Consider the following 21,253-nt stretch of genomic DNA (forward strand, 5'->3'; position numbering starts at 1 on the left):
TGCCTGCGAGGCGGGGCCTGTGCGACCGCCGCCTCGCCCCGACTCCGGCGGGAATGGCTGACCGGAGCCGTATTCGACCGCCAAGACGTAGAAGCACGCCGGTCGGCCGTTCAATAGAATTCGACTCGATTCGAGCGGTGACGGCCGCGATCTGCGCGCGTGGTTAACCGCGGGGGCGGCGCACGGCGGCCGATTTCACGCCTGTCGCGCCAGCGCGGCGCAGCCGATCAGGCCCGCGACGGGCGAGGTCACCAGCAGCGTCGCGGTCTCGCGCATCATCTCCGCATGCGGCCCCTTCGCCTCGAAGCCCGACCGGAAGGCCTCCGGATCGACGAAACCGATGAGCTTCGGCAGCACGCCGCCGCAGAAATAGACCGCGCCGGCGCCGAACGTCAGGGCGACGTCGCCGGAGAACCGGGCGAGGATGCTGAGGAAGATCCGCACCGTCTCCAGCGCCGCCGGGTCCTGCTGCGCTGCGCGCTCGCTCACCTGCGCGGCCGGCAGCTCCGCCCCGCCATGCAACGCCTGGTGAAGACGGGCGAGGCCCGGCCCGGACAGCACATGTTCGGCCGAGACCCGGCCGCGGGCGCGCCTGATCTGCGCGAAGGCGGCGGCCTCCCGATCGTTGACCGCCGCGAGTTCGACGTGGCCGCCCTCGCTCGGAACCGGAAGCCACTCGCCGCCCGCGCGGAGCAGCGCCGCCACCCCGAGCCCGGTGCCGGGCCCGACCGCCGCCTTGGCGGCGTCCGGCCGGGGCTCCGGACCGCCGATGCGCCGCAACGCGTCCGGTGGCAGGTGCGGCAGCGACGCCGCCTGCGCGACGAAGTCGTTGACCAGTTCGACCGCGCCGAGGCCGAAGCGGCGCGCGAGCGCCGCGGCGTCGATCGTCCAGGCGCGGTTGGTGAGGCTCGCGGCGGCGTCCCTCACCGGCCCGGCGACGGCGACGACCGCCCGTTCGGGCCGCGCGCCCGTCATCTCCAGATAGGCCGCGACGGCGTCCTCGAAGGCCGCGAAGCGGTCGTCCTTCATCGTCTCGATCGCGGAGGCCTGAAGGTCCCCGGGCCGGACGATCCCGAAGCGGCAGTTGGTGCCGCCGACGTCGCCCACCAGCAGGTCCCCGACGCGCGCCTCAGCCAAGATCGAGCAACCGTACGCGCTGGCGCCTGACATAGGGCTTGACCGCCTCCTCGAAGGCGCGGCCGGCCTCGGTGGCGTGGCGGGCGGCGGCCGCGGCCTCGGTTTCGTACAGGGCGGACGTCAGAAAAAAGCCCGGAGTCGACGGATCCTCCGCGATCGCGACGCCGCGGCAGGCCGGGTCGTTGCGCTCCACGGCGTTCGCGTTCGCGAACACGGCCGCCCTGAAGGCGGCCGCATGTTCCGGCGCGACCTCGAAAACGGTGGAAACCAGCTTCATGGCCGCGACATAGTGCGGCCCCGCCGTCCGCCCATACTCGGCGTCGCAGCAGAGTTCCATGTCCAGCGCTTCCGTCTTGTCTCCCGACGCCCTCGTCTCCCGCGTGCTCCACCGCGACGGCCTCATTCTGATCCTCGACAAGCCGGCGGGGGTCCCGGTCCATGCCGGGCCGAAGGGCGGCCCGAATCTCGAGGCGGCCTTCGGCGCGCTGCGCTTCGGGCTCCCGCGCGACCCGGCGCTCGCGCACCGGCTCGACAAGGACACCAGCGGCTGCCTGGTGCTGGGCCGCCACCGCAAGGCGCTGGCGCGGCTCGGGAAGCTGTTCTCCTCGGGCCGCGTCGGAAAGACCTACTGGGCGGTCGTGCAGGGCGCGCCGACGGCTGACGAGGGGCGCATCGACGCCCCGCTCGCCAAGCGCGATCCGCATCGCGGCTGGTGGATGGCGGTCGATCCCGCGGGACTGCCCTCCGTCACCGAGTGGAAGGTGATGGCGCGCGGCGCCGGGCTCGCATGGGTCGCCTTCACGCCGCTGACCGGGCGCACCCACCAGATCCGCGCCCATGCGGCGCATGTCGGCATGCCGCTGCTCGGCGATCCGATCTACGGCGCCGCGCCGCAGGGCGGGCCGCCGCTGCACCTCCACGCCCGGGCCGTCTCGGTCCCGATGCGCGAGAGCAGGCCGCCGATCGAAGCCGAAGCGCCGCTGCCGCCCCATATGGCCGCGACGTTCACGGCGCTTGGCTGGGAGGCGCCGGAACCTCGCCTGTCCGTCCCGGAGGAAACCTCCTGACCCCGATGGCGCGCTGCCTCGTGCTGCTGAACCCGCGCGCCGGCGCGCTCAAGGACCTGGAGCGCGCGCCGGGGCCGCAGACCGCGGCCGAGCGCATCGCCGAGGCGTTCGCGGCGGCCGGAAAGCAGGTCGACATCCGCATGGTCCCGCCGCGCGATCTCGACGCCGCCCTGGACGCGATCGCGCGCGACGACAGCCATGACGAGGTGATCGTGGGCGGCGGCGACGGGTCCGTGTCCCGTTCGCTCGGCCGCCTGCTCGCGCTCCGCAAGACCTTCGGCGTGCTGCCGCTCGGCACGGTGAACCTGCTGGCGCGCGACCTCGGCGTGCCCCAGCCGCTGGAGGCCGCGATCGCCGCTCTGGCCCATGCGGAGCCGCGGCGCATCGACCTCGCCTCGGTCAACGGCCGGCCGTTCCACTCGATCTCCGGGCTCGGCTTCTTCGCCCAGATGGCGCGCGCCCGCGAGGCGGCGCGCGGGAACCACGGCCTCGGCCGCTACCTCGGCTTTGCGATCGCCGCCTTCCGCGCGTTCTTCCGCTCCGGGCGGTCGCGCTATGAACTCGTGATCGACGGCCAGGCGCGCCGTGTGGACGCCACCGCCGTGCTCGTGACCAACAACGCCTTCGCCGACCGAAGCTGGCGGCGGCCGCGGCTTGACGGCGGCGAGATCGAGGTGGTGGTGGCGCACGCCGGCGGGATGCGGGAGCGGCTGCGGCTCGCCATCGACGTGATGACCGGCGGCTGGCGCGACAATCCGCTGATCGAGGCTTTCCGCGCCCATGAAGCGGTGGTGACGAAGCTCCGGCGGCGGCGCGTCTGGGTCGCGACCGACGGCGAGCTCAGCCGCGAGACCTGCCCCCTGCGCTACGAGGCGCTGCCCGCCGCCGCCATCGTGATGCGGCCGATCGTGCCGCTGGGCGCGCCGGCCGACGCGCCGGCGGCCTGAGGCGGCGGAACATGACAGGCGCCGCCGCGTTGTGCCGGTGAGCGGAGGACTCCGATGAAGAATCCCTGGATGAGCGCGTGGCTGAGCGCGGCGAACGCCTGGTCGGGCGCTGCGCGCGGAAAAGCCTGTTCGGAAGCCCGGCGCGCGCAGGAGGCGTGGCTCGCCGAGACGAACCGGCGCCTGGTCGAACTGTGGTTTCCGGCGGCGCTCCGTCCGCAGCCCAAGCCCGTGCGCGCGCGGCGGAGCCGCAAGGCGCGCTGAGCTCAGCTCGCGCAGTGCCGGATCAGCCTGCGGATGAAGGCCTCGCACTGCGCCAGTTGCTCGTCCTCGACGAACTCGTCGGCGCGGTGCGCCTGCGCGATCGAGCCCGGCCCGCAGACCACCGTGGGGATGCCGGCGGTCTCGACGAACAGCCCCGCCTCGGTGCCATAGGCGACCTTGGCGTGGTCGTTCCGGCCGGCGAGCCGTTTGACGAGCGTCACGATGTCGGCCTCGGGCGCGGTTGAGAGCCCCGGGAACTCCGACTTCATCGAGACCTCGACCGCCGCGCGCGGGTCGCGCGCCTTCATCTCGGCTTCGAGCTGCCCCGCGAAGGAGCGGAACTCTGCCACGAGGGCGTCGGCGTCCTCCTCGGGCAGCACCCGGAACTCGAGCTCCACGACCGCCTCGTCCGGCACGATGTTGAGCGCGACCCCGCCGTGGAACACGCCCACATGGGCGGTCGAGTGCGGGATGTCGTAGAGCGCGTCGCGCAGCCCGGACGATGCGAGCCGCTTCCCGATCTCGGTCGTGCGCGTCACCAGCCGGGCGGCGTATTCGACGGCGTTGACGGCCTCCGGCGCGCGGGAGGAATGGCCGCCGGTCCCGCGCACCACCACGCCGAGAGAGCGCTTGGCCTTGTGCGCGATCACCACCTGCATCCCGGTCGGCTCGCCCACGATGCAGCCGAGCGGCCTCACCGGCCGCGCCGCCAGCATCTCCAGCAGTTCGCGGACGCCGAGGCAGCCGACCTCCTCGTCGTAGGAGAAGGCGAAGTGGATCGGGATCTCGAGCTTCGCCGCCGCCATCTCGGGCGCGAGCGCGAGGCAGACGGCCAGAAAACCCTTCATGTCGCAGGCGCCGCGGCCATAGAGCCGCCCGTCGCGGCGGGTCAGGCTGAACGGGTCGCTGGGCCAGCGCTGGCCGTCGACCGGCACCACGTCGGTGTGCCCGGAAAGCACGATCCCCGGCCGGTCGGCCGGACCGATGGTGGCGAACAGGTTGGATTTGTCGCCATGCGCGCCGGCGGCCCGCTCATGAGGGATTCCGAGGCTGTCGAGATAGCCCTCCACATGCTCGATGAGCGGCAGGTTCGAATTGCGGCTCGTGGTGTCGAACGCGATCAGTCGCCCGAGCAGCTCGATCGTGTTGTCGGAGATCATCTGGCGCCAGTCAGCTCTTGAAGCTTCAGCCTAGACCCTCGGCGGCCCAAGCTGAAGCTGGGGGCCGGAGCGGTCCGCCGTCGAGAGCGCGCGTTTGCGCACGCGTTCGTGGGCGCCAGGGCTGCCCAACCCGCCGCGGTTTCATGCTAGCCTTCCGTGTGGCGGGACGTTCCCGCCGTCCGCCGGGCCCATCGTTTCGCCGGCGGGGAGCTAGCGGGCCGCCAGATGACGTCCATGCGTGCGACCTTCTGGAACGATCCTGCCGCTTCCACGGAGAGCGGCGCGGAGGCCTTCGACCTGCCGGGTTCGCGCGACGTCTGGCTCAAGGCTCTGACCGATGACGCGCCGCAGACCGTCTGGTCCGCGCCTCCCAGCGGCGAGCACGATTATTTCAATCCGCACTGGCGCCGCCTGACCGGAGCGCCCGACACGGAGACGGGCCGGGAGGCCTGGCTGTCGCGCATCCATCCCGATGACCGCGACGCCTGCGCGGTTCGCTGGAGCCGAAGCCTCGCCCTGGGCGAGCCCTTCCTGCTCGAACATCGCCTCGCGAACGGCGACGGCGGCTGGCGCTGGTTCCTCAGCCGCGGCTGGCCGGTGCGCGACGAGCGGGGCGCCGTCACCCGCTGGTTCTGCGTCGGCGACGACATCGACGAGGCCGCGCGCCTGCGCGAGGCGGCCGCGCGGCAGGAGACCGAGCTCGAACGCCTCGTCGCGCAGCGGACCGCGGACCTCGCCCACGCCTATCAGCGCGTCGCAGCCGAGGCCGCCGGCCGCCGCCACGAGGAGAGCGCGCGACGCGACATCAACGCGCTCTACGCGGCCTATGTGGACAACACGCCCGACGGCGTCTTCGTGGTCTCGATCGCGCCCGACGGGACGATCGCGGCCGAGACCATGAACCGCGTGCTGGAGCGGGCGCTCGAAGTCGGCGAGGGCGGCGTGCAGGGCCGCCGCCTGACCGAGTTCATGCCCGCGCCGATGGCCGCCCGGCTGACCCGCAAGATCGACGAATGCGTCGCCTCAGGCGCGCCGCTCCGGTACGAGGAGACCGCGGAGATCCTGGGCGTCGAAAGGGTGTTCGAGGTGATGCTGGCGCCCGTGGAGGCGCTCGCCGGGGCGACCCAGCGCGTGGTCGGCTCGGCCCGGGACCTGACCGAGAGGCGCGAGGCCGAGCGCCAGTTGCGGCAGGCCCAGAAGATGGAGGCGATCGGCCAGCTCACCGGCGGCGTCGCGCACGACTTCAACAATCTGCTGCAGGTGGTGAAGGGCAATCTCGACCTGCTGGCCGAGGAGCTTGCAGGCTCCATGACGCCGAAGACCGCGCGGCGCCTGCGAGACGCCATGGCGGGCGCGGCCAGAGGGGCCAAGCTCACGCGCCAGCTGCTGGCCTTCTCCCGCCGCCAGCCGCTGACGCCGAAGCCGACCCATGTGGGCGGGCTGGTGGCGTCCATGACCGACCTGCTCGACCGCACGCTCGGCGAACAGGTCGAGATCGAGATCACCTGCGATCCGGAGCCGTGGGCGGCGCTGGTCGACCCGATCCAGCTCGAGAACGCGGTGCTGAATCTTGCGATCAACGGCCGCGACGCGATGCCGGACGGCGGCAAGCTGACCATCTCGGTCAGGAACCTCCCGGCCGCCGAGGGCGCCGCCGAGCGGATCGAGATCGCCGTCGCGGACGCCGGCGCGGGCATGCCGCCGGCGGTGCTGGCCCGGGTGTTCGAACCCTTCTTCTCGACCAAGCCCGAAGGGCGCGGCACCGGTCTCGGGCTGCCCCAGGTGCAGGGCTTCATCGAGCAGTCCCATGGAGCCGTCGAAATCGAGAGCGAGCCCGGGAAAGGCACCGTCGTGCGCCTCACTCTGCCGCGCAGCGAAGCCGCGCCGCCGGAAGAGGCCGACGCCGTGATCGGCGCCGACCTGCGCGGACGCGGCGAGCGGATTCTGCTGCTGGAGGACGACGACGGCGTCAGGACGGCGGTCGCGGACCTGCTCGCGGCGCTCGGCTACGAGGTCGTCGCGGTCGCCTCCACGGCCGAGGCGGCCCCGCTGATCGACAGCCAGCAGGCGTTCGACCTGCTGCTTTCGGACGTCGTGATGCCCGGCTCGCCCAAACCGCCCGAACTCGCCCGCCTGGCCCTGCTGCGCCGCCCGGGCCTCAAAGTGCTGTTCATGTCGGGCTATGCGGAGAACGCGATCGTCCACCAGGGACGCGTGGACGCCGACGTGCATCTGATCGAGAAGCCGTATCCCAAGGAGGCGCTCGCGCTGAAGCTGCGCCAGCTGCTCGACGACCGGACGCCCCACGCCCCGCAGAAGGCCGCCCCGCTCCGCGTGCTGCTGGTCGAGGACGAGCCGCTCATCGCGATGGGCGTCGCGGACCTGCTCGAGAGCTTCGGCCACACGGTCACGCAGGCGCACAACGCCGCCGCCGCCAAGGCGGCGCTCGCGAACGACGCCGGCATCGACCTGATGCTGACCGACCTCGGCCTGCCGGACATGGACGGCGAGGCCCTGGCCGAGTGGAGCCGCGGCCTCAGGCCCCGGCTGCCGATCCTGTTCGCGACCGGGCGCGATGATTTCCAGGCGCCGCCGCTGCTGGCGGCGACCGGGCCGGTGGCGGTCGTCACCAAGCCGTTTGACGGCGCCACGCTCAGGCGCGGGCTCGAGGCCTGCGTCTCCGCACGCTTCTGACAGCCCTGCGCTCCCCGCCGCTTGACCCGCGCAAGGCCGCGGGTGCATTCGACCCGCCGACAGGCTTTCAGCCGCAGCGATCGATCGGAGCCGCATTGGAACTCGACAGCATGGACCAGGCGATCGCCGCGATCGCCGCAGGCGAACTGGTCGTGGTGGTGGATGACACCGATCGCGAGAACGAGGGCGACCTCATCATGGCGGCCGCCAAGGCGACGCCCGAGACGCTGGCCTTCATGATCCGGCACACCAGCGGCATCATCTGCGCGCCGCTGACCGCCGAGCGGGCCGAGGCGTTGAACCTCGCCCCGATGGTCGCGACCAATCTCGACCCGATGCGGACCGCCTTCACGGTCTCGGTCGACTACAAGATCGGGCTCACCACCGGCATCTCGGCCGAGGAGCGCGCCAACACGGTGCGCGCGCTCGGCTCCGACAACGCGATCGCGACCGACTTCCTGCGGCCGGGCCACGTCTTCCCGCTGATCGCCCGCGAGGGCGGCGTCCTGACCCGCTCCGGCCACACCGAAGCCGCGACCGATCTCGCGGCGCTCGCGGGCCTTCCGCCGGTCGGCGTGCTGGCGGAGGTCGTCAACGACGACGGCACGGTCAAGCGGCTGCCGGAGCTGATCGCGTTCGCGCGCGAGCACGGGCTGAAGATCGTCTCGATCGAGGATCTCATCGATCACCGGTCCCGTCGCGAGACCTTCGTGCGCCGGGTCGACCGGTTCGAACGCCCGATCGGCGGCCGCGACGCCGTGATCACGGTCTACGACACGCCCTTCGAGCAGACGCAGCATCTCGCGATCTCGGTCGGAGACGTCAGCGGCGAAGGGGCCGTGCCCTGCCGCATCCATCGCGAGCATCTCCTGACCGATCTGCTGCGCGGCGCGGCGACCTCGAAGGGCTGGCTCGACAATGCGCTGGCGCGCTTCAGCGACACCGGCCGCGGGGTGTTCATCCTCATCCGCGACCCGGCCGTGCTGCGCACGCCGCGCGACGGCCAGAACGGCGCAGGCGAGCCGGATTCCAGCGATCCGGCCGCCGAGCGCCACATGTCGGCCCGACAGCGCCGCCAGCGCTGGCGCGAGATCGGCGTCGGCGCGCAGATCCTGCGCGACCTCGGCGTGCGCCAGATCTCCCTGCTCGCCGGCCATGAGCGGCAGTATGTCGGCATCGCGGGCTTCGGCATCGCGATCGAGAAGACCGAGATCGTCGACGAGTAATCGAGTCTCAGGACGCGGCGGCGGGCCTCTGGTTCGCCGCCCTGGCCTTCTCGATCTGCGGCCTGAGCGTCTTCTCGACGGCGTCGTCGGTCAGCGGGCCGACGAACTTGAAGGCGATGCGCCCCTCGCCGTCGACCACGAAGGTCTCCGGCACGCCGTAGACGCCCCACTCGATCGCGGCCCGGCCGCCCGGATCGACGCCGACCTTCTGGTACGGATTGCCGAGGCCGCCGAGGAAGCGCCGAGCGTTCTCGGAGGCGTCCTTGTAGTTCAGGCCGAACATCCGCACGCCGCTCTCCTTGAGCCTGAGCAGCGACGGGTGCTCCTCGCGGCAGGGCGCGCACCAGGACGCGAACACGTTGACGACCGTCACCTCGCCGGTCGCGAGGTCGGCCCGCGAGAAGCCCGGAACGGCGCCGTCGTCGCCTTTCAGCCCTCCGAGCGCCGGGAGCGTGAGGTCGGGCGCGGGCCGGCCGATCAGCGCGGACGGAAGCGCCGAAGGATCGCCGCTGTAGAGGCGCACATAGAGCAGCGCCGCGAGCGCCAGGAACGCCAGGACCGGGACGACCACGAAGGCCCGCCGGCCCCGCCCGCCCGCCGGCGGCGCGCCCGCGCCGGACCCTGCGCTCACGGCCGGCTCCGGCGGCGGCCGGAGCGCGCCTCGAGCTCAGCCAGCGCGCGGGACTGCGCGCGATAGTCGAGGATCGTCCAGCCGATCAGCGCGACGACCACCGTAAGGCCGATCGCATAGGAGGCGACGATGAAGCCGAGATGCGGATCGTTCATTCGGCGGGCTCCGGCGCGAAGGCGGCCGACGCCGCCGCGGTGATCCTGAGCGTCCGCAGCCGGCGCCGGATCAGCTCGGTGCGCATCGCGGCGAGGTGCAGGACGACGAATAGCAGCGTGAAGGCGAGCGCGTTGGCGAGCAACGGCCAGAGGATCGTGGGATCCATGGCGGGCTTGCCCATCCGGGTGACGGAGGCGGGCTGGTGCAGCGTGTTCCACCAGTCGACCGAGAACTTGATGATCGGGATGTTGACCGAACCGACCAGCGTCAGCACGGCGCAGGCCTTGGCGGCGCGCGACGGCTCCTCGATGGCCGAGCGCAGCGCCATCAGGCCGAGATACATCAGGAACAGGATGAGGAACGAGGTCAGCCGGGCGTCCCACACCCAGTAGGTTCCCCACATCGGCTTGCCCCAGAGCGAGCCCGTGGCGAGCGCGAGAAACGTGAAGGCGGCGCCGAGCGGGGCCGCGGCCTTGGCGGCGACGTCGGCGAGCGGATGGCGCCAGATCAGCACGCCGAGGCTCGCCACCGCCATGATGGTGTAGCCCATCATGCCGAGCCAGGCGGACGGCACGTGCAGGAACATGATGCGGACGGTCTCGCCCTGCTGGTAGTCGGCCGGAGCGACCACCAGGCCGAGATAGAGGCCGAGCGCCAGCATGGCGGCGGTCGCGGCGGCGAGCCATGGCAGCACGCGGGTCGCGAAGGCCGAGAAGCGGGCCGGATTGGCGAGCGCCGTTATGGAGGAGAGCAGGGCCATGGCTGGGCCTTTTATGTCGAACGCGATCCTCAAAACAGACGTCCGTGGCGAAAATCCGCGTGGCCTCGCCGCCGGCCCTGATCACTTCAGATAAGAACCGCCCCGAACCGCTCTCGCGCTCCGGCTTCAGGCGTCCGCCGCCGCCGCGCGGGTGGCCGCCGAGCGTCCGCAGGCCATGTAGGCCTCGAACCTCAAGGAGCCGATCCCATGAAACTCATCCCCCTGCTCGCGATCTCGGCGGCGACGCTGGCGCTGGCCGCCTGCCAGCATGACCGGCCCCGCGGCTACGGCTATCACGACCGCACGTTCATCGAAGGCGGCCGCGGCTATCGCGACCGGGACCGCTACCGCCATGGCGACGGCCGCTATCAGCGCAGCCGGCACGAAGGCCGCCGCCACGAGGGACGGCATGAGGGGCGCCGCGACGGGCGCTACGACGGGCCGGACCGGCTCGGCGACGACGGCCGCGGCCACCGCGGGCGGCTCGACGGGAGATACTGACCCCGCGGCCTCGCCTCAGTCGCGCAGCAGCCGCAGCGCGCCCGCGGCCGCGACCGGGCCGAGGACCGCATAGCCGAGCGCGAGCCCGGCCAGAACGCTGAGCGGCGCCCAGCCGCCGCGCGCGGCGTCGCAGGCCGCGACGCCGAAGATCAGCACCGGCACGGCGAGCGGCAGGATCAGCACCGGCACCAGCAGCCCGCCGCGCCGCAGCCCGACCGTCAGCGCGGCGCCGACCGCGCCCAGGCAGGCGAGCGCCGGCGTGCCGACGAGCAGCGCCAGCGCCACCCGGACCGAGACCTCCGGCCCGACGTCCAGCATCACCCCGAACAGCGGCGCCGCCAGCACCAGCGGCAGCCCGGTGGCGAGCCAGTGGGCGAGGATCTTGGCGGCGACCTGCAGCTCGAGCGGCGCAGGCGCGAGATGCATCAGGTCGAGGCTGCCGTCCTCGTGATCGGCCTGCAGCAGCCGGTCGAGGCCGAGCAGGCTGGCGAGCAGCGCCCCGAGCCAGAGGATCGCCGGCCCGATGCGCGCGAGCAGCGCGAGGTCCGGGCCGATCGCGAACGGCGTCAGCGTGACGACCAGCAGGAAGAACATCACGCCGAGCCCGGCTCCTCCCCCGCGGGCGAGGGCCAGGTCGCGCGACAGCACGGCGCCGAGGGGCGTCCTCATGCGGGACTCCACCATAGGTTGAAAGCCGGCAAAGGGCGCGGCGTCACAGGCATTTCACTGCCAGGGCCGAACCGACCGGGAGGATGCGCGTTGGTCATGCAATCAGGGATTTCGCCTGACCGGAATGGGAGATCAACCAATGAAAATGAGCCTCACGTACGCGCTTTCCGCCCTGGCGTTCGCTGGCGTGCTGGCGGGGCCGGCCCTGGCCGCCAACGAGGAGGAGATGGCGAAGAACGCCAAGGTGTCGATCTCGCAGGCCGTCGAGGCGGCGGAGACGAAGGCCAAAGGCAAGGCCACCGAGGTCGAATTCGAGGACGATTACGGCGGCCGCTGGGAGGTCAAGGTGCTGAGCCCGGGCGGCGACACGCTCATCAAGTACTTCGTCGATCCGAACACCGGCGAGGTGGTCGGCGAGGAGGAGCAGACCTTCGAGAAGTACTGGACCACGCTGAAGCCGGCCGACTTCCAGAAGGCCCAGGTCCAGCTGAAGGACGCCATCATGGCCGCCGAGAAGGCCGCCATGGGCAAGGCGACCAGCGCCGAGGTCGAGCGCTCGGGCGACGCCGTCGCCTATGAGATCGACGTGCTCACCGATCAGGGCTCCAAGGACGTCACGGTCGACGCCGTCGGCAAGGTCGTCGTCGACGACTGACGCGGGCCGGACCGCGCGGCGCTCGCCCCGAGGTCGAGCGTCGCGCCGCCCTCGAAGCCGAGCTCCGCGTGCGTCGCGGCCACCACCATGCCGCCGCGCGCGCGGTGCTCCCCCACCAGGCGGCCGAGCAGCGCCTGTCCGCCCGCGTCGAGCGCGGCCGTCGGCTCGTCCAGCAGCCACACCGGCCGCGGGGCAGCGATCAGCCGCGCCAGCGCGAGCCTGCGTCGCTGGCCCGCCGACAGCGCCGCGCCCGGAAGATCGGCGATCCGCCCGAGCCCGACGCGCTCCAGCGCCTCCGACAGATCCCCCTCGCCGCCCAGCACGTCCCGGGCGAAGGCGAGGTTGCGCTCCACGCTGAGCGCGGACTTCACGGCGTCCAGATGGCCGAGCAGGTGCATGCGCTCGCGAGGCGGAATTTCAGGATCGTCGCCCTCGATCCTGATCGCGCCCGAAAGCGGCCTGATCAGGCCCGCGAGCGTCCGCAGCAGCGTGGACTTGCCGGCGCCGTTCGGACCGACGACCGCGAGCGCGCCGCCCGCCGGGACCGCGAGGCTCACCCCTTCCAGGATCGGACGGCCGCCGCGCGCGACCGCCAGCGCCTCGGCCACCAGCCTCATCGGGCCTCCGGCCGGGATGTTGGAATCCCTCGAAGCCCGGCGGTTTTCGCGAGGCGCGCTCGGGGCTCAAGCGTCTTCAACCCGGGCAAGACTTCACCTATAAGGACCTCACGTCCATCTTGTGCAGCGCACCCGCGCCGGCTTCGGGCCGGCCGCGCCGCCGCGCATTCCGAGGAGCGAACCGCCCGTGTCCCATCCCGACAGCTTCCGTTCGGCCAAGTCCCTGTCGGTGGGCGGCGAGACCTATCGCTACTACAGCATCCCCGACGCCGAGGCGAACGGGCTCGCGGGCGTGTCCCGCCTGCCGTTCTCGATGAAGGTGCTGCTGGAGAACCTGCTGCGTTTCGAGGACGGCCGCACCGTGGTGGCGGACGACGCCCGGGCCATGACGGGCTGGCTCGCCGACCGGCGCTCGGACCGGGAGATCGCCTTCCGGCCGGCGCGGGTGCTGATGCAGGACTTCACCGGCGTGCCGGCGGTGGTCGATCTCGCCGCGATGCGCGACGCCATGAAGCATCTCGGCGGCGACCCGAAGAAGATCAACCCGCTGGTCCCGGTCGACCTGGTCATCGACCATTCGGTGATCGTGGACGAGTTCGGCAATGCGCGCGCCTTCGGCCGCAATGTCGAGCTCGAGTATGAGCGCAATGGCGAGCGCTATCGCTTCCTGCGCTGGGGCGCGCAGGCGTTCGACAATTTCCGCGTGGTGCCGCCCGGCACCGGCATCTGCCACCAGGTGAACCTGGAATACCTGTCGCAGACCGTCTGGACGAAGGACGAGGGCGGCGAGAAGGTCGCCTATCCGGACACGCTGGTCGGCACCGACAGCCACACCACCATGGTCAACGGCCTCGCGGTGCTCGGCTGGGGCGTCGGCGGCATCGAGGCGGAGGCGGCGATGCTGGGCCAGCCGATCTCGATGCTCATCCCGGAGGTGATCGGCTTCAAGATCACGGGCGCGCTGCGCGAGGGCGTGACGGCGACCGACCTCGTGCTGACCGTGACCCAGATGCTCCGCAAGAAGGGCGTGGTGGGCAAGTTCGTCGAGTTCTACGGCCCCGGCCTCGACAACATGGCGCTCGAGGATCGCGCCACGATCGGCAACATGGCGCCCGAATACGGCGCGACCTGCGGCTTCTTCCCGATCGACGCCGACACCATCCGCTACCTGCGCGAAACCGGCCGGGACGAGGCGCGCGTCGCGCTGGTCGAGGCCTACGCCAAGGCGCAGGGCATGTTCCGCACCTCCGACACGCCGGATCCGGTGTTCAGCGACACGCTGGAGCTCGATCTCGCCTCGGTCGAGCCGTCGATCGCCGGGCCGAAGCGGCCGCAGGACCGCGTGCTGCTGAAGGAGGCCAAGGCGGGCTTCCTCGCCTCGCTCGAGGGCGAGTTCAAGAAGCCGGGCGAAGCCGGCAAGCGCGCGGCTGTCGCGGGCCGCGACCATGATCTCGGCCATGGCGACGTGGTGATCGCCGCCATCACGTCCTGCACTAACACCTCCAACCCGAGCGTGATGATCGGCGCCGGGCTGCTGGCGCGCAACGCCGCCGCCAGGGGCCTGACGCGCAAGCCGTGGGTGAAGACCTCGCTCGCGCCCGGCAGCCAGGTGGTGGCGGGCTATCTTGAGAAATCCGGCCTGCAGGCCGAGCTCGACAAGATCGGCTTCAACCTCGTCGGCTTCGGCTGCACGACCTGCATTGGCAATTCGGGCCCCCTGCCGGAGGAGATCTCGGACACGATCAACGAGGCCGACCTGGTCGCCGCCGCCGTGCTGTCCGGCAACCGCAATTTCGAGGGCCGCGTGAACCCGGACGTGCGGGCGAACTACCTCGCCTCCCCGCCGCTGGTGGTCGCCTACGCGCTCGCGGGCTCCATGCAGGTCGATCTCGCGACCGAGCCGCTCGGCGTCGGCTCCGATGGCCAGCCGGTCTATCTGCGGGACATCTGGCCGTCCTCCGCCGAGGTCGCCGACTTCATCCGCAAGACGATCAACCGCGAGCTGTTCCAGTCGAAATACGCCGACGTCTTCAAGGGCGACGCGAACTGGCAGGGCATCGAGGTCTCGGGCGGCATGACCTATGAATGGGTCAGCTCCTCGACCTATGTGCAGAACCCGCCCTACTTCGAGGGCATGGACCGCGAGCCGAAGCCTGTCACGGACATCGAAGGCGCGCGGGTGCTCGGCCTGTTCCTCGACTCGATCACCACCGACCACATCTCCCCGGCCGGCTCGATCAAGCTCGCGAGCCCGGCGGGCGAGTATCTGCGCGACCACCAGGTCCGGCCGCAGGACTTCAACCAGTACGGCACGCGCCGCGGCAATCATGAGGTCATGATGCGCGGCACCTTCGCCAACATCCGGATCAAGAACCAGATGGTCCCGGGGGTCGAGGGCGGCGTCACGATCCACTATCCGAGCGGCGAGCAGCTTCCGATCTACGACGCCGCGATGCGCTACAAGGCCGAGGGCGTGCCGCTGGTGGTGTTCGCCGGGCGCGAATACGGCACCGGCTCGTCGCGCGACTGGGCCGCGAAGGGCACCAACCTGCTCGGCGTGCGCGCCGTGATCGCGCAGTCCTTCGAGCGCATCCACCGCTCCAACCTCGTCGGCATGGGCGTCGTCCCGCTGACCTTCGAGGAGGGCACGTCCTGGCAGACGCTCGGCCTGAAGGGCGACGAGACCGTGACCATCCACGGCCTCGCGGACGGGCTTCGCCCGCGCGTCACCCTGGAGGCGGAGATCGCCTCGGCGGACGGCACGGTCCGCAAGGTCCCGCTGCTCTGCCGGATCGATACGCTCGACGAGCTCGACTACTTCCGCAACGGCGGCATCCTGCACTACGTGTTGCGGAGTCTGGCGGCGTGAGCGCTCATCACGTCGGCGCGCGTCACCGCCATGTGAGTGGCGAGCCGCGACGCCCGTACCCATAACTGCCTCTGGTTCATTCAACCGGCCGGAACCTTATGCGCATCGCCCTCGCCGCTCTCCTCGCTGGATGCCTGACATGGGCGGGCGGCGCGACGGCCGGCGACCAGGCGCCCCGGGGCGTCGTCGAGCTCTTCACCAGCCAGGGGTGCTCCTCCTGTCCGCCGGCCGACCGGCTGGCGGGCGAGCTCGCGCATGACGGCCGGACCCTCGTGCTGACCCTCCCGGTCGACTACTGGGACTATCTCGGCTGGAAGGACACGCTCGCGAGCCCGGCCAACACGGCGAGGCAGCGCGCCTATGCGCTCGCCCGCGGCGACCGCAAGGTCTACACGCCGCAGATCGTCGTGAACGGCGGCGAGGCGACCGTCGGGGGCGACGGCGCGGCCGTCATGGGGGCGATCTCGCGGGCCGACGCGGCCGGCGGGCTCGCTTTGCCGGTGAGCCTGAAGGTCCGCGACGGCCGCGTGGAAGTCGCGGTCTCGGCGCCGCGCCAGCCGCTCGCCCATCCGCACGCCGAGGTCTGGGCCTTCTCCTTCGAGCGCGCCCGCGAGGTCCAGATCGGGCGCGGCGAGAACGCCGGCCGCACCGCCACCTACGTCAATGTGGTGCGGCACATGACGCGGCTCGGCGCCTGGGACGGCGCGGACGCCCGGTTCGCGGCGCCGGCCGAAGAGGTCCTGAGCGCAGGCGCCGACGGTCTGGCGGTGCTGGTCCAGTCCGGCACCGGCGGCCAGCCCGGGCCCATCCTGGGCGCAGCGGAGACCGAGATCGCGGTGCTGGACGTGACCACGACCGCGGCCCGGCTGGCGCGCGAGCCCTATTGAGGACGCGCCGCCTCATCGCCGCGCTGCTCGGCGCGATCCTTCTCCCGGCCGCGGCCCTGGCGGCCGACCATCCTTCCTACGGGCCCGAGCTCGAAGGCTTCGACTACCCGCACGAGGTGCGGCGCTTCGAGCTCGTGTCGCAGGGGCAGCGCCTCGCCATGGCCTATATTGACGTCGCGCCCGCGCGTCCGAACGGCCGGACGGTGGTCCTGCTCCACGGCAAGAACTTCTGCGCGGCGACCTATGAGGGCGTGATCAGGGCGCTGACCGGGGCGGGCTACCGGACGATCGCGGTCGACCAGATCGGCTTCTGCAAATCCTCCAAGCCCGAGGGCTACCAGTTCAGCTTCGCGCAGCTCGCGGCGAACACGCATGCGCTGCTCGAAAGCCTCGGCGTCCGGAAGGCCGCGATCCTCGGCCATTCGATGGGCGGCATGCTGGCGGCGCGCTACGCGCTGTCCTACCCGGAGGCGACCGAGCGCCTCGTTATGGTCAACCCGCTGGGCCTCGAGGACTGGAAGGCCGAGGGCGTGCCCTACGCCACGATCGACGCCCTCCACGCGAACGAGCTGAAGACCAGCTTCGACACCGTCAAGGCGTACCAGACCAAGTTCTATTACGGGGGCGAGTGGAAGCCCGCCTACGACCGCTGGGTCGAGATGAACGCCGGCATGTATGCCGGGCCCGGCCGCGACCGGATCGCCTGGATCGGCGCCCGGACCTCCGAGATGATCTATGCCCAGCCCGTGGTCTACGAGTTCCCGCGGATCGCCGTTCCGACCACGCTGATGATCGGCCAGGACGACCGCACCGCGCCCGGCGCCAACCGTGCGGCGCCCGAGGTCGCGAAGCGCCTCGGCGATTATCCGGCGCTCGGCCGCCGCGCCGCGGCCTCGATCCCGGGCGCGAAGCTCGTGGAGTTCCCCGGCCTCGGCCACGCGCCGCAGATCGAGGACCCGGAGACCTTCGAGGCGGCGCTCCTCAAGGCGCTCGCGCAGTGACGGCGAGGCGCGGCTTGCGTCGGTCCGCCGGCTCCGCGATCATGGCATCGTGAGCGGGGCGAGTCCCCGGGAGGCTCAATGATCGATCCGGAGCCTATACGGCTGATCCCGCGTCACGCGTCTTCGGCGGCGGCACCGGAAGTCTCGTCCAGCCAGGTCACGTTCAACCGGCAGGAACTCAACGAGATTCTCAATCTCTACGGCCGCATGGTCTCGGCCGGCGAATGGCGCGACTACGCCATCGACTTCCTCAAGGACCGGGCGGTCTTCTCGGTGTTCCGGCGCGCCGGCGAGCTCGCGCTGTACCGGATCGAGAAGACGCCGCGGCTCGCGCGCAAGCAGGGCGAGTACGCGGTGGTCGCGACCACCGGGCTGATCCTGAAACGGGGCCCGGAGCTGAAGCGCGTGCTCGCCGCCATCGACCGCGGGTCGCTGCGGCTCGTCAGCTCCTGAGGCGGGCCGTCACCTCGATCTCGATCTTCATCTCGGGCTTCAGCAGGCGGCACACGATCAGCGTGTTGGCCGGCCGGATCTCTCCGAAGATCTCGCCCGTGACCCGGAACAGCGCCTCGGCGTCCGACGGCTCGACCAGGTAATAGCGCGTCTGCACCACGTCCTCGAAGGAGGCGCCGGCCTCGGCGAGCGCCTTGGCGATCGTCGCGAAGGCGTTGCGGGCCTGCGCCTCGACGTCCTCCGGCATCGACATGGTGGCGTAGTCATAGCCGGTCGTCCCCGAGACGAAGACGAGGTCCCCGTCGACCACGGCGCGGCTGTAGCCGGCCGTCTTCTCGAAAGGCGAACCGGTGGAGATCAGGCGACGTGTCATGGAGCTGTCTCGGATGGACGCGAAGATGTGGCGTGGCCGCGCCAAGCGAGGCGGCCATGGGCGTCAGGAGTCGGAGGATCGGCCCCGGCGGGCCGTCCGGGTCAGGCCCAGGGCCGCTCGGCGGCCAGCTTGGCCTCGAAGCCGGAGATGCGATCGGCCTTCTGCATGGTCAGGCCGATGTCGTCGAGGCCCTCGAGGAGGCAGCGCTTGCGGAACGGGTCGATGTCGAACCGGACGACGCCGCCGTCGGGGCCGCGGATCTCCTGCGCCTCGAGGTCGACGGTGAGGCGGGCGTTCGCGCCACGCTCGGCGTCGTCCATCAGCTTGGCGTGGTCCTCGGGCGAGACCACGATCGGCAGGATGCCGTTCTTGAAGCAGTTGTTGTAGAAAATGTCCGCGAAGGAGGTCGAGATCACGCAGCGGATGCCCTTGTCGAGCAACGCCCAGGGCGCGTGTTCGCGCGAAGACCCGCAGCCGAAATTGTCCCCGGCGACGAGGATCTGGGCGTCCCGGTAGGCGGGCTTGTTCAGGACGAAGTCCGGGTTCTCGCTGCCGTCCGCGTTGTAGCGCAGCTCCGAGAAGAGTCCCTTGCCGAGGCCGGTCCGCTTGATCGTCTTCAGGTATTGCTTAGGGATGATCATGTCCGTGTCGATGTTGATCATCGGCAGGGGCGCGGCGACGCCGGTCAGGGTATCGAACTTCTGCATTTCTCTGGCTCCTGAGGCCCGTGTCATGCTCCCGCCCGAAACGGCGGTCAACCCCATCGGCGCCCTCGCATCGCAGGCGCGACAGTCACGCAGTTCCCGGTCCGGAGACCTCCCGCCGAATGATTTTCTCGATCCACATCCCGAAAACCGCCGGCACCAGCTTCCGGAACGCGCTCAAGGAACTCTACGGCGACCGGCTCGCGCTGTTCTACGGCGCGAACGATCCCGCGACGCATCCGCTGCTGCGCGTGCCGCGCGCGGAGCTCGCCTCCCGCCTGCCGGCGCTCGCCGACGCCGGCGTCGAGGTTCTGCACGGGCACTACCATCTCAGCCTGGTCGAATCCGCGATCGTCGATCCGCGCCGGCAGCTTTGGACCTGGCTGCGCGATCCGGTCGAGCGGGTGATCTCGCACTACTCCTTCATCAAGGAGCGCCCGACCAAGTGGGCCTTCGACAAGGAGATCAAGGCCGGGACTCTGCCGCTGACGGGCTTCGCCCGCAAGAACAGGATCCGCAACATCCATTCCACCTTCCTGAGCGGAGTGGAGCTCAAGGACTTCGCCTTCGTCGGCATCACCGAGCGGTTCGAGCTCGGGCTCGCGCTGCTGTTCGGCGCAGACGCCCCGCAGCTCAACCGCCGCTACAACGCGATCAACGAGCGCGTCGACGTCACGCCGCGCGAGATCGCCAAGCTGCACGCCCTGAACCGCGAGGACATCAACCTCTACGCCGAAGGGCTTCGCCTGATGATCGACCGCGTGGCGGCCGCGCAGGCGGTGGAGACGCCGGAGCGCCCGAAGGCCGCCGGCACCGGCATCGTGCGCCGGCTGATCCGCAAGGCGTCCTGAGCGCTCACCGCAGCGGGTAGGCGGCCTCGACCACATAGGGGCCGCCCCCGACCGAGTCGCGCGACGAGTACAGCACGAAGCGCTCGGCCCGGAACGACAGGCCGGGCGGCCCGCCCCTGAGGCCGAGATAGTCCGCGACGGCGCGCGAGGAGCTGTCCCGCAGCCGCGCCAGCGTGACGTGCGGCGTGAACTTGCGTCGCTCGGCCGGCAGCCCCGCCCGGCGCATCAGCCGCTCGTGCTCGGCCTGCAGATCCACGATCGCCGGGGACGGCGCCACCCGGGCGATCAGCGCGCGCGGACGCGAACCGCCGAAGGCGTCGAGGCCCTCGAGCGTGACCGCGAACGGCGCCCGGCGGACCTGCCCCAGCAGATAGGCGGCCTCCTGCGCCGTGTCCTCATCGACGTCGCCGAGGAAGCGCAGCGTGACGTGGTAGTTCTCGACGTCGAGCCAGCGCGCGCCCGACAGGCCGCCGCGATAGCTCGACAAGGCCGCGCCGACGTCGTCCGGCACTTCGAGAGCGGTGAACAACCGCGGCACGCTGGCCTCCCTGCCGCCCTCCCCCGGCGGCGGCGCCGCTCAGGGGCAGGGATTGGTCCGCAGCAGATGGATCGCGTCCACCCGCTCCTCAGTCTCCGTGCTCCACGGCGCGTCGAAGGCCGCGAGGTCGTGCTCGAGCTGCTCGAGGTTCGTCGCCCCGATGATCACAGACGTCACGAAAGGACGGGTGGCGGCGAACTTCAAGGCGAGATGGGCGGGCGAAAGCCCGATCTCCCCAGCTAGATCGACATAGGCCGAGATCGCGGCCTCCGCGCCGGGCGTCTCGTAGCGCTGCAGCCGGTTGAACAGCGTCTTGCGGGCGCCGGCCGGCCGCGCGCCGTCGCGGTACTTTCCGGTCAGATAGCCCTGCGCCAGCGGCGAATAGGCGAGCAGGCCGACATCCTCCCGCAGAGCGATCTCGGCGAGGCCGCACTCGAAGGTGCGGTTGAGCAGGTTGTAGGCGTTCTGGATGGAGGCGACGCGCGGCAGATCCCAGGCCTGGGACTCGGCGAGGAAGCGCATCACCCCCCAGGCGCTTTCGTTCGAGAGCCCGACATGGCGGATCTTGCCCTCCCGCTGCAGTTCGCACAGCGCCTCGAGGGTCTCGCGGATCGAATGCTCCAGCGCCGGCTCGGGCCGCCGGTAGATCGTCGGATTGGCGCCGAACTGGCTGATCGGCCGGTCGGGCCAGTGCAGCTGATAGAGGTCGATATAGTCGGTCTGCAGCCGCCGGAGGCTGCCCTCCACCGCCTCGCGGAGCTGCGCGCGCGAGAGCTCCGCCGGACCGGGCGGATCGCGCAGCCACTCCATCGCGGTGGTGCGCCCTGCGGCCTTGGTGGCCACGATCGTCTCCGCGCGGCCGCCGCGGGACTTCAGCCACGTGCCGATGATCTCCTCCGTGCGGCCCTGCGTCTCGGGCTTCGGCGGGATCGGGTAGAGCTCGGCGGCGTCGAGGAAGTTGACGCCGGCGGCGCGCGCGCGATCGAGCTGCGCGTGGCCCTCGGCCTCGGTGTTCTGTTCGCCGAAGGTCATGGTTCCGAGGCAGCAGAGGCTGACCTCGAGCCCGGTGCGGCCGAGCCGGCGTCGTTCCATGCGG

The 21,253-nt window shown here is 71.3% G+C and carries 24 protein-coding genes; 12 read left to right on the plus strand and 12 right to left on the minus strand.

Annotated elements, in window-relative coordinates; genetic code table 11:
• Positions 1–195 precede the first annotated feature (195 nt).
• Entirely contained in the window at positions 196–1,137 is a 942-nt protein-coding gene (locus GGR24_RS07975) for a glucokinase (protein ID WP_183394813.1), read from the minus strand.
• The gene (locus GGR24_RS07980; RefSeq protein WP_246398168.1) at positions 1,130–1,474 is read right to left on the minus strand and encodes an antibiotic biosynthesis monooxygenase; all 345 of its coding nucleotides are present in this window, start codon (positions 1,472–1,474) and stop codon (positions 1,130–1,132) included. Before GGR24_RS07980 ends, GGR24_RS07975 begins: the two co-directional genes overlap by 8 nt.
• On the opposite strand from GGR24_RS07980, the gene GGR24_RS07985 reads away from it, so the two are divergent.
• From GGR24_RS07985 to GGR24_RS07995, 3 genes are read left to right on the plus strand one after another with little or no spacing between them, the layout of a single operon-like run.
• Entirely contained in the window at positions 1,473–2,204 is a 732-nt protein-coding gene (locus GGR24_RS07985) for an RluA family pseudouridine synthase (RefSeq protein ID WP_183394814.1), read from the plus strand. The genes GGR24_RS07980 and GGR24_RS07985 overlap by 2 nt on opposite strands.
• Before the next feature lie 5 nt (positions 2,205–2,209).
• Positions 2,210–3,151 carry a diacylglycerol/lipid kinase family protein gene (locus GGR24_RS07990; RefSeq protein ID WP_183394815.1) on the plus strand — a complete coding sequence of 314 codons (942 nt, stop codon included), beginning with the start codon at positions 2,210–2,212 and terminating at the stop codon, positions 3,149–3,151.
• A gap of 54 nt (positions 3,152–3,205) precedes the next feature.
• Positions 3,206–3,412 (plus strand): hypothetical protein, encoded by a 207-nt coding sequence (locus tag GGR24_RS07995; protein ID WP_183394816.1) that lies wholly within the window; start codon positions 3,206–3,208, stop codon positions 3,410–3,412.
• A 2-nt stretch (positions 3,413–3,414) separates the two neighbouring features.
• Here GGR24_RS07995 and argE read toward each other — a convergent pair whose 3' ends face one another.
• On the minus strand, positions 3,415–4,572 hold the full coding sequence (argE, locus tag GGR24_RS08000; RefSeq protein WP_183394817.1) for an acetylornithine deacetylase: 1,158 nt from the start codon (positions 4,570–4,572) through the stop codon (positions 3,415–3,417).
• A 225-nt stretch (positions 4,573–4,797) separates the two neighbouring features.
• Here argE and GGR24_RS08005 point away from each other — a divergent pair, with 225 nt between their 5' ends.
• Positions 4,798–7,266: a response regulator gene (locus GGR24_RS08005; protein ID WP_183394818.1), complete on the plus strand. Its 2,469-nt coding sequence runs from the start codon at positions 4,798–4,800 to the stop codon at positions 7,264–7,266.
• A 95-nt stretch (positions 7,267–7,361) separates the two neighbouring features.
• Positions 7,362–8,492 (plus strand): 3,4-dihydroxy-2-butanone-4-phosphate synthase, encoded by a 1,131-nt coding sequence (ribB, locus tag GGR24_RS08010; RefSeq protein WP_183394819.1) that lies wholly within the window; start codon positions 7,362–7,364, stop codon positions 8,490–8,492.
• 7 nt (positions 8,493–8,499) lie between these two features.
• On the opposite strand, the gene GGR24_RS08015 is transcribed toward ribB, so the two are convergent.
• From GGR24_RS08015 to GGR24_RS08025, 3 genes are read right to left on the minus strand one after another with little or no spacing between them, the layout of a single operon-like run.
• Positions 8,500–9,123, minus strand: coding sequence for a DsbE family thiol:disulfide interchange protein (locus GGR24_RS08015; protein ID WP_183394820.1), 624 nt, complete (start codon positions 9,121–9,123; stop codon positions 8,500–8,502).
• Positions 9,120–9,278 carry a heme exporter protein CcmD gene (gene ccmD / locus GGR24_RS08020; RefSeq protein WP_183394821.1) on the minus strand — a complete coding sequence of 53 codons (159 nt, stop codon included), beginning with the start codon at positions 9,276–9,278 and terminating at the stop codon, positions 9,120–9,122. Before ccmD ends, GGR24_RS08015 begins: the two co-directional genes overlap by 4 nt.
• The gene (locus GGR24_RS08025) at positions 9,275–10,039 is read right to left on the minus strand and encodes a heme ABC transporter permease (protein ID WP_183394822.1); all 765 of its coding nucleotides are present in this window, start codon (positions 10,037–10,039) and stop codon (positions 9,275–9,277) included. Before GGR24_RS08025 ends, ccmD begins: the two co-directional genes overlap by 4 nt.
• A 207-nt stretch (positions 10,040–10,246) precedes the next feature.
• Between GGR24_RS08025 and GGR24_RS08030 the strand changes: the two genes are divergently transcribed.
• Positions 10,247–10,540, plus strand: coding sequence for a hypothetical protein (locus GGR24_RS08030; RefSeq protein ID WP_183394823.1), 294 nt, complete (start codon positions 10,247–10,249; stop codon positions 10,538–10,540).
• A 15-nt stretch (positions 10,541–10,555) separates the two neighbouring features.
• Here GGR24_RS08030 and ccmB read toward each other — a convergent pair whose 3' ends face one another.
• Positions 10,556–11,209, minus strand: a complete 654-nt coding sequence (gene ccmB, locus GGR24_RS08035) for a heme exporter protein CcmB (RefSeq protein ID WP_183394824.1) — start codon at positions 11,207–11,209, stop codon at positions 10,556–10,558.
• Between the two features lie 145 nt (positions 11,210–11,354).
• Here ccmB and GGR24_RS08040 point away from each other — a divergent pair, with 145 nt between their 5' ends.
• Positions 11,355–11,864, plus strand: a complete 510-nt coding sequence (locus GGR24_RS08040) for a PepSY domain-containing protein (RefSeq protein WP_246398170.1) — start codon at positions 11,355–11,357, stop codon at positions 11,862–11,864.
• Here the strand turns inward: GGR24_RS08040 and ccmA are convergent.
• A complete protein-coding gene (ccmA, locus tag GGR24_RS08045; RefSeq protein ID WP_183394826.1) occupies positions 11,807–12,481 on the minus strand; it encodes a heme ABC exporter ATP-binding protein CcmA in 675 nt (224 codons plus the stop codon). The two genes, GGR24_RS08040 and ccmA, sit on opposite strands and share 58 nt — an antisense overlap.
• 187 nt (positions 12,482–12,668) lie before the next feature.
• On the opposite strand from ccmA, the gene acnA reads away from it, so the two are divergent.
• The 4 genes from acnA to GGR24_RS08065 all read left to right on the plus strand — a co-directional run bounded on the left by acnA (position 12,669) and on the right by GGR24_RS08065 (position 17,691).
• Positions 12,669–15,350 carry an aconitate hydratase AcnA gene (gene acnA / locus GGR24_RS08050; RefSeq protein ID WP_183394827.1) on the plus strand — a complete coding sequence of 894 codons (2,682 nt, stop codon included), beginning with the start codon at positions 12,669–12,671 and terminating at the stop codon, positions 15,348–15,350.
• A 98-nt stretch (positions 15,351–15,448) separates the two neighbouring features.
• On the plus strand, positions 15,449–16,237 hold the full coding sequence (locus GGR24_RS08055) for a DUF1223 domain-containing protein (RefSeq protein ID WP_183394828.1): 789 nt from the start codon (positions 15,449–15,451) through the stop codon (positions 16,235–16,237).
• On the plus strand, positions 16,234–17,238 hold the full coding sequence (locus tag GGR24_RS08060; RefSeq protein WP_183394829.1) for an alpha/beta fold hydrolase: 1,005 nt from the start codon (positions 16,234–16,236) through the stop codon (positions 17,236–17,238). The genes GGR24_RS08055 and GGR24_RS08060 overlap by 4 nt, the downstream gene beginning before the upstream one ends.
• Before the next feature lie 78 nt (positions 17,239–17,316).
• Positions 17,317–17,691 carry a DUF2794 domain-containing protein gene (locus GGR24_RS08065; protein WP_183394830.1) on the plus strand — a complete coding sequence of 125 codons (375 nt, stop codon included), beginning with the start codon at positions 17,317–17,319 and terminating at the stop codon, positions 17,689–17,691.
• Here the strand turns inward: GGR24_RS08065 and GGR24_RS08070 are convergent.
• Both GGR24_RS08070 and leuD read right to left on the minus strand, forming a co-directional pair.
• Positions 17,681–18,064, minus strand: coding sequence for a RidA family protein (locus GGR24_RS08070; RefSeq protein ID WP_183394831.1), 384 nt, complete (start codon positions 18,062–18,064; stop codon positions 17,681–17,683). The genes GGR24_RS08065 and GGR24_RS08070 overlap by 11 nt on opposite strands.
• Positions 18,065–18,165: 101 nt before the next feature.
• Positions 18,166–18,771, minus strand: a complete 606-nt coding sequence (gene leuD / locus GGR24_RS08075) for a 3-isopropylmalate dehydratase small subunit (RefSeq protein ID WP_183394832.1) — start codon at positions 18,769–18,771, stop codon at positions 18,166–18,168.
• Positions 18,772–18,890: 119 nt separating this feature from the next.
• On the opposite strand from leuD, the gene GGR24_RS08080 reads away from it, so the two are divergent.
• Positions 18,891–19,619, plus strand: a complete 729-nt coding sequence (locus GGR24_RS08080) for a sulfotransferase family protein (protein WP_183394833.1) — start codon at positions 18,891–18,893, stop codon at positions 19,617–19,619.
• A gap of 4 nt (positions 19,620–19,623) precedes the next feature.
• Here the strand turns inward: GGR24_RS08080 and thpR are convergent, their stop codons facing one another.
• Together thpR and GGR24_RS08090 are read right to left on the minus strand one after the other, a co-directional pair.
• On the minus strand, positions 19,624–20,157 hold the full coding sequence (thpR, locus tag GGR24_RS08085) for an RNA 2',3'-cyclic phosphodiesterase (protein WP_183394834.1): 534 nt from the start codon (positions 20,155–20,157) through the stop codon (positions 19,624–19,626).
• A gap of 39 nt (positions 20,158–20,196) precedes the next feature.
• Positions 20,197–21,249, minus strand: coding sequence for an aldo/keto reductase (locus GGR24_RS08090; RefSeq protein WP_183394835.1), 1,053 nt, complete (start codon positions 21,247–21,249; stop codon positions 20,197–20,199).
• Positions 21,250–21,253 lie beyond the last annotated feature (4 nt).

Origin of the sequence: Hansschlegelia beijingensis (assembly GCF_014196425.1) — a bacterium.
In the GTDB taxonomy this organism is placed as follows: domain Bacteria; phylum Pseudomonadota; class Alphaproteobacteria; order Rhizobiales; family Methylopilaceae; genus Methylopila; species Methylopila beijingensis.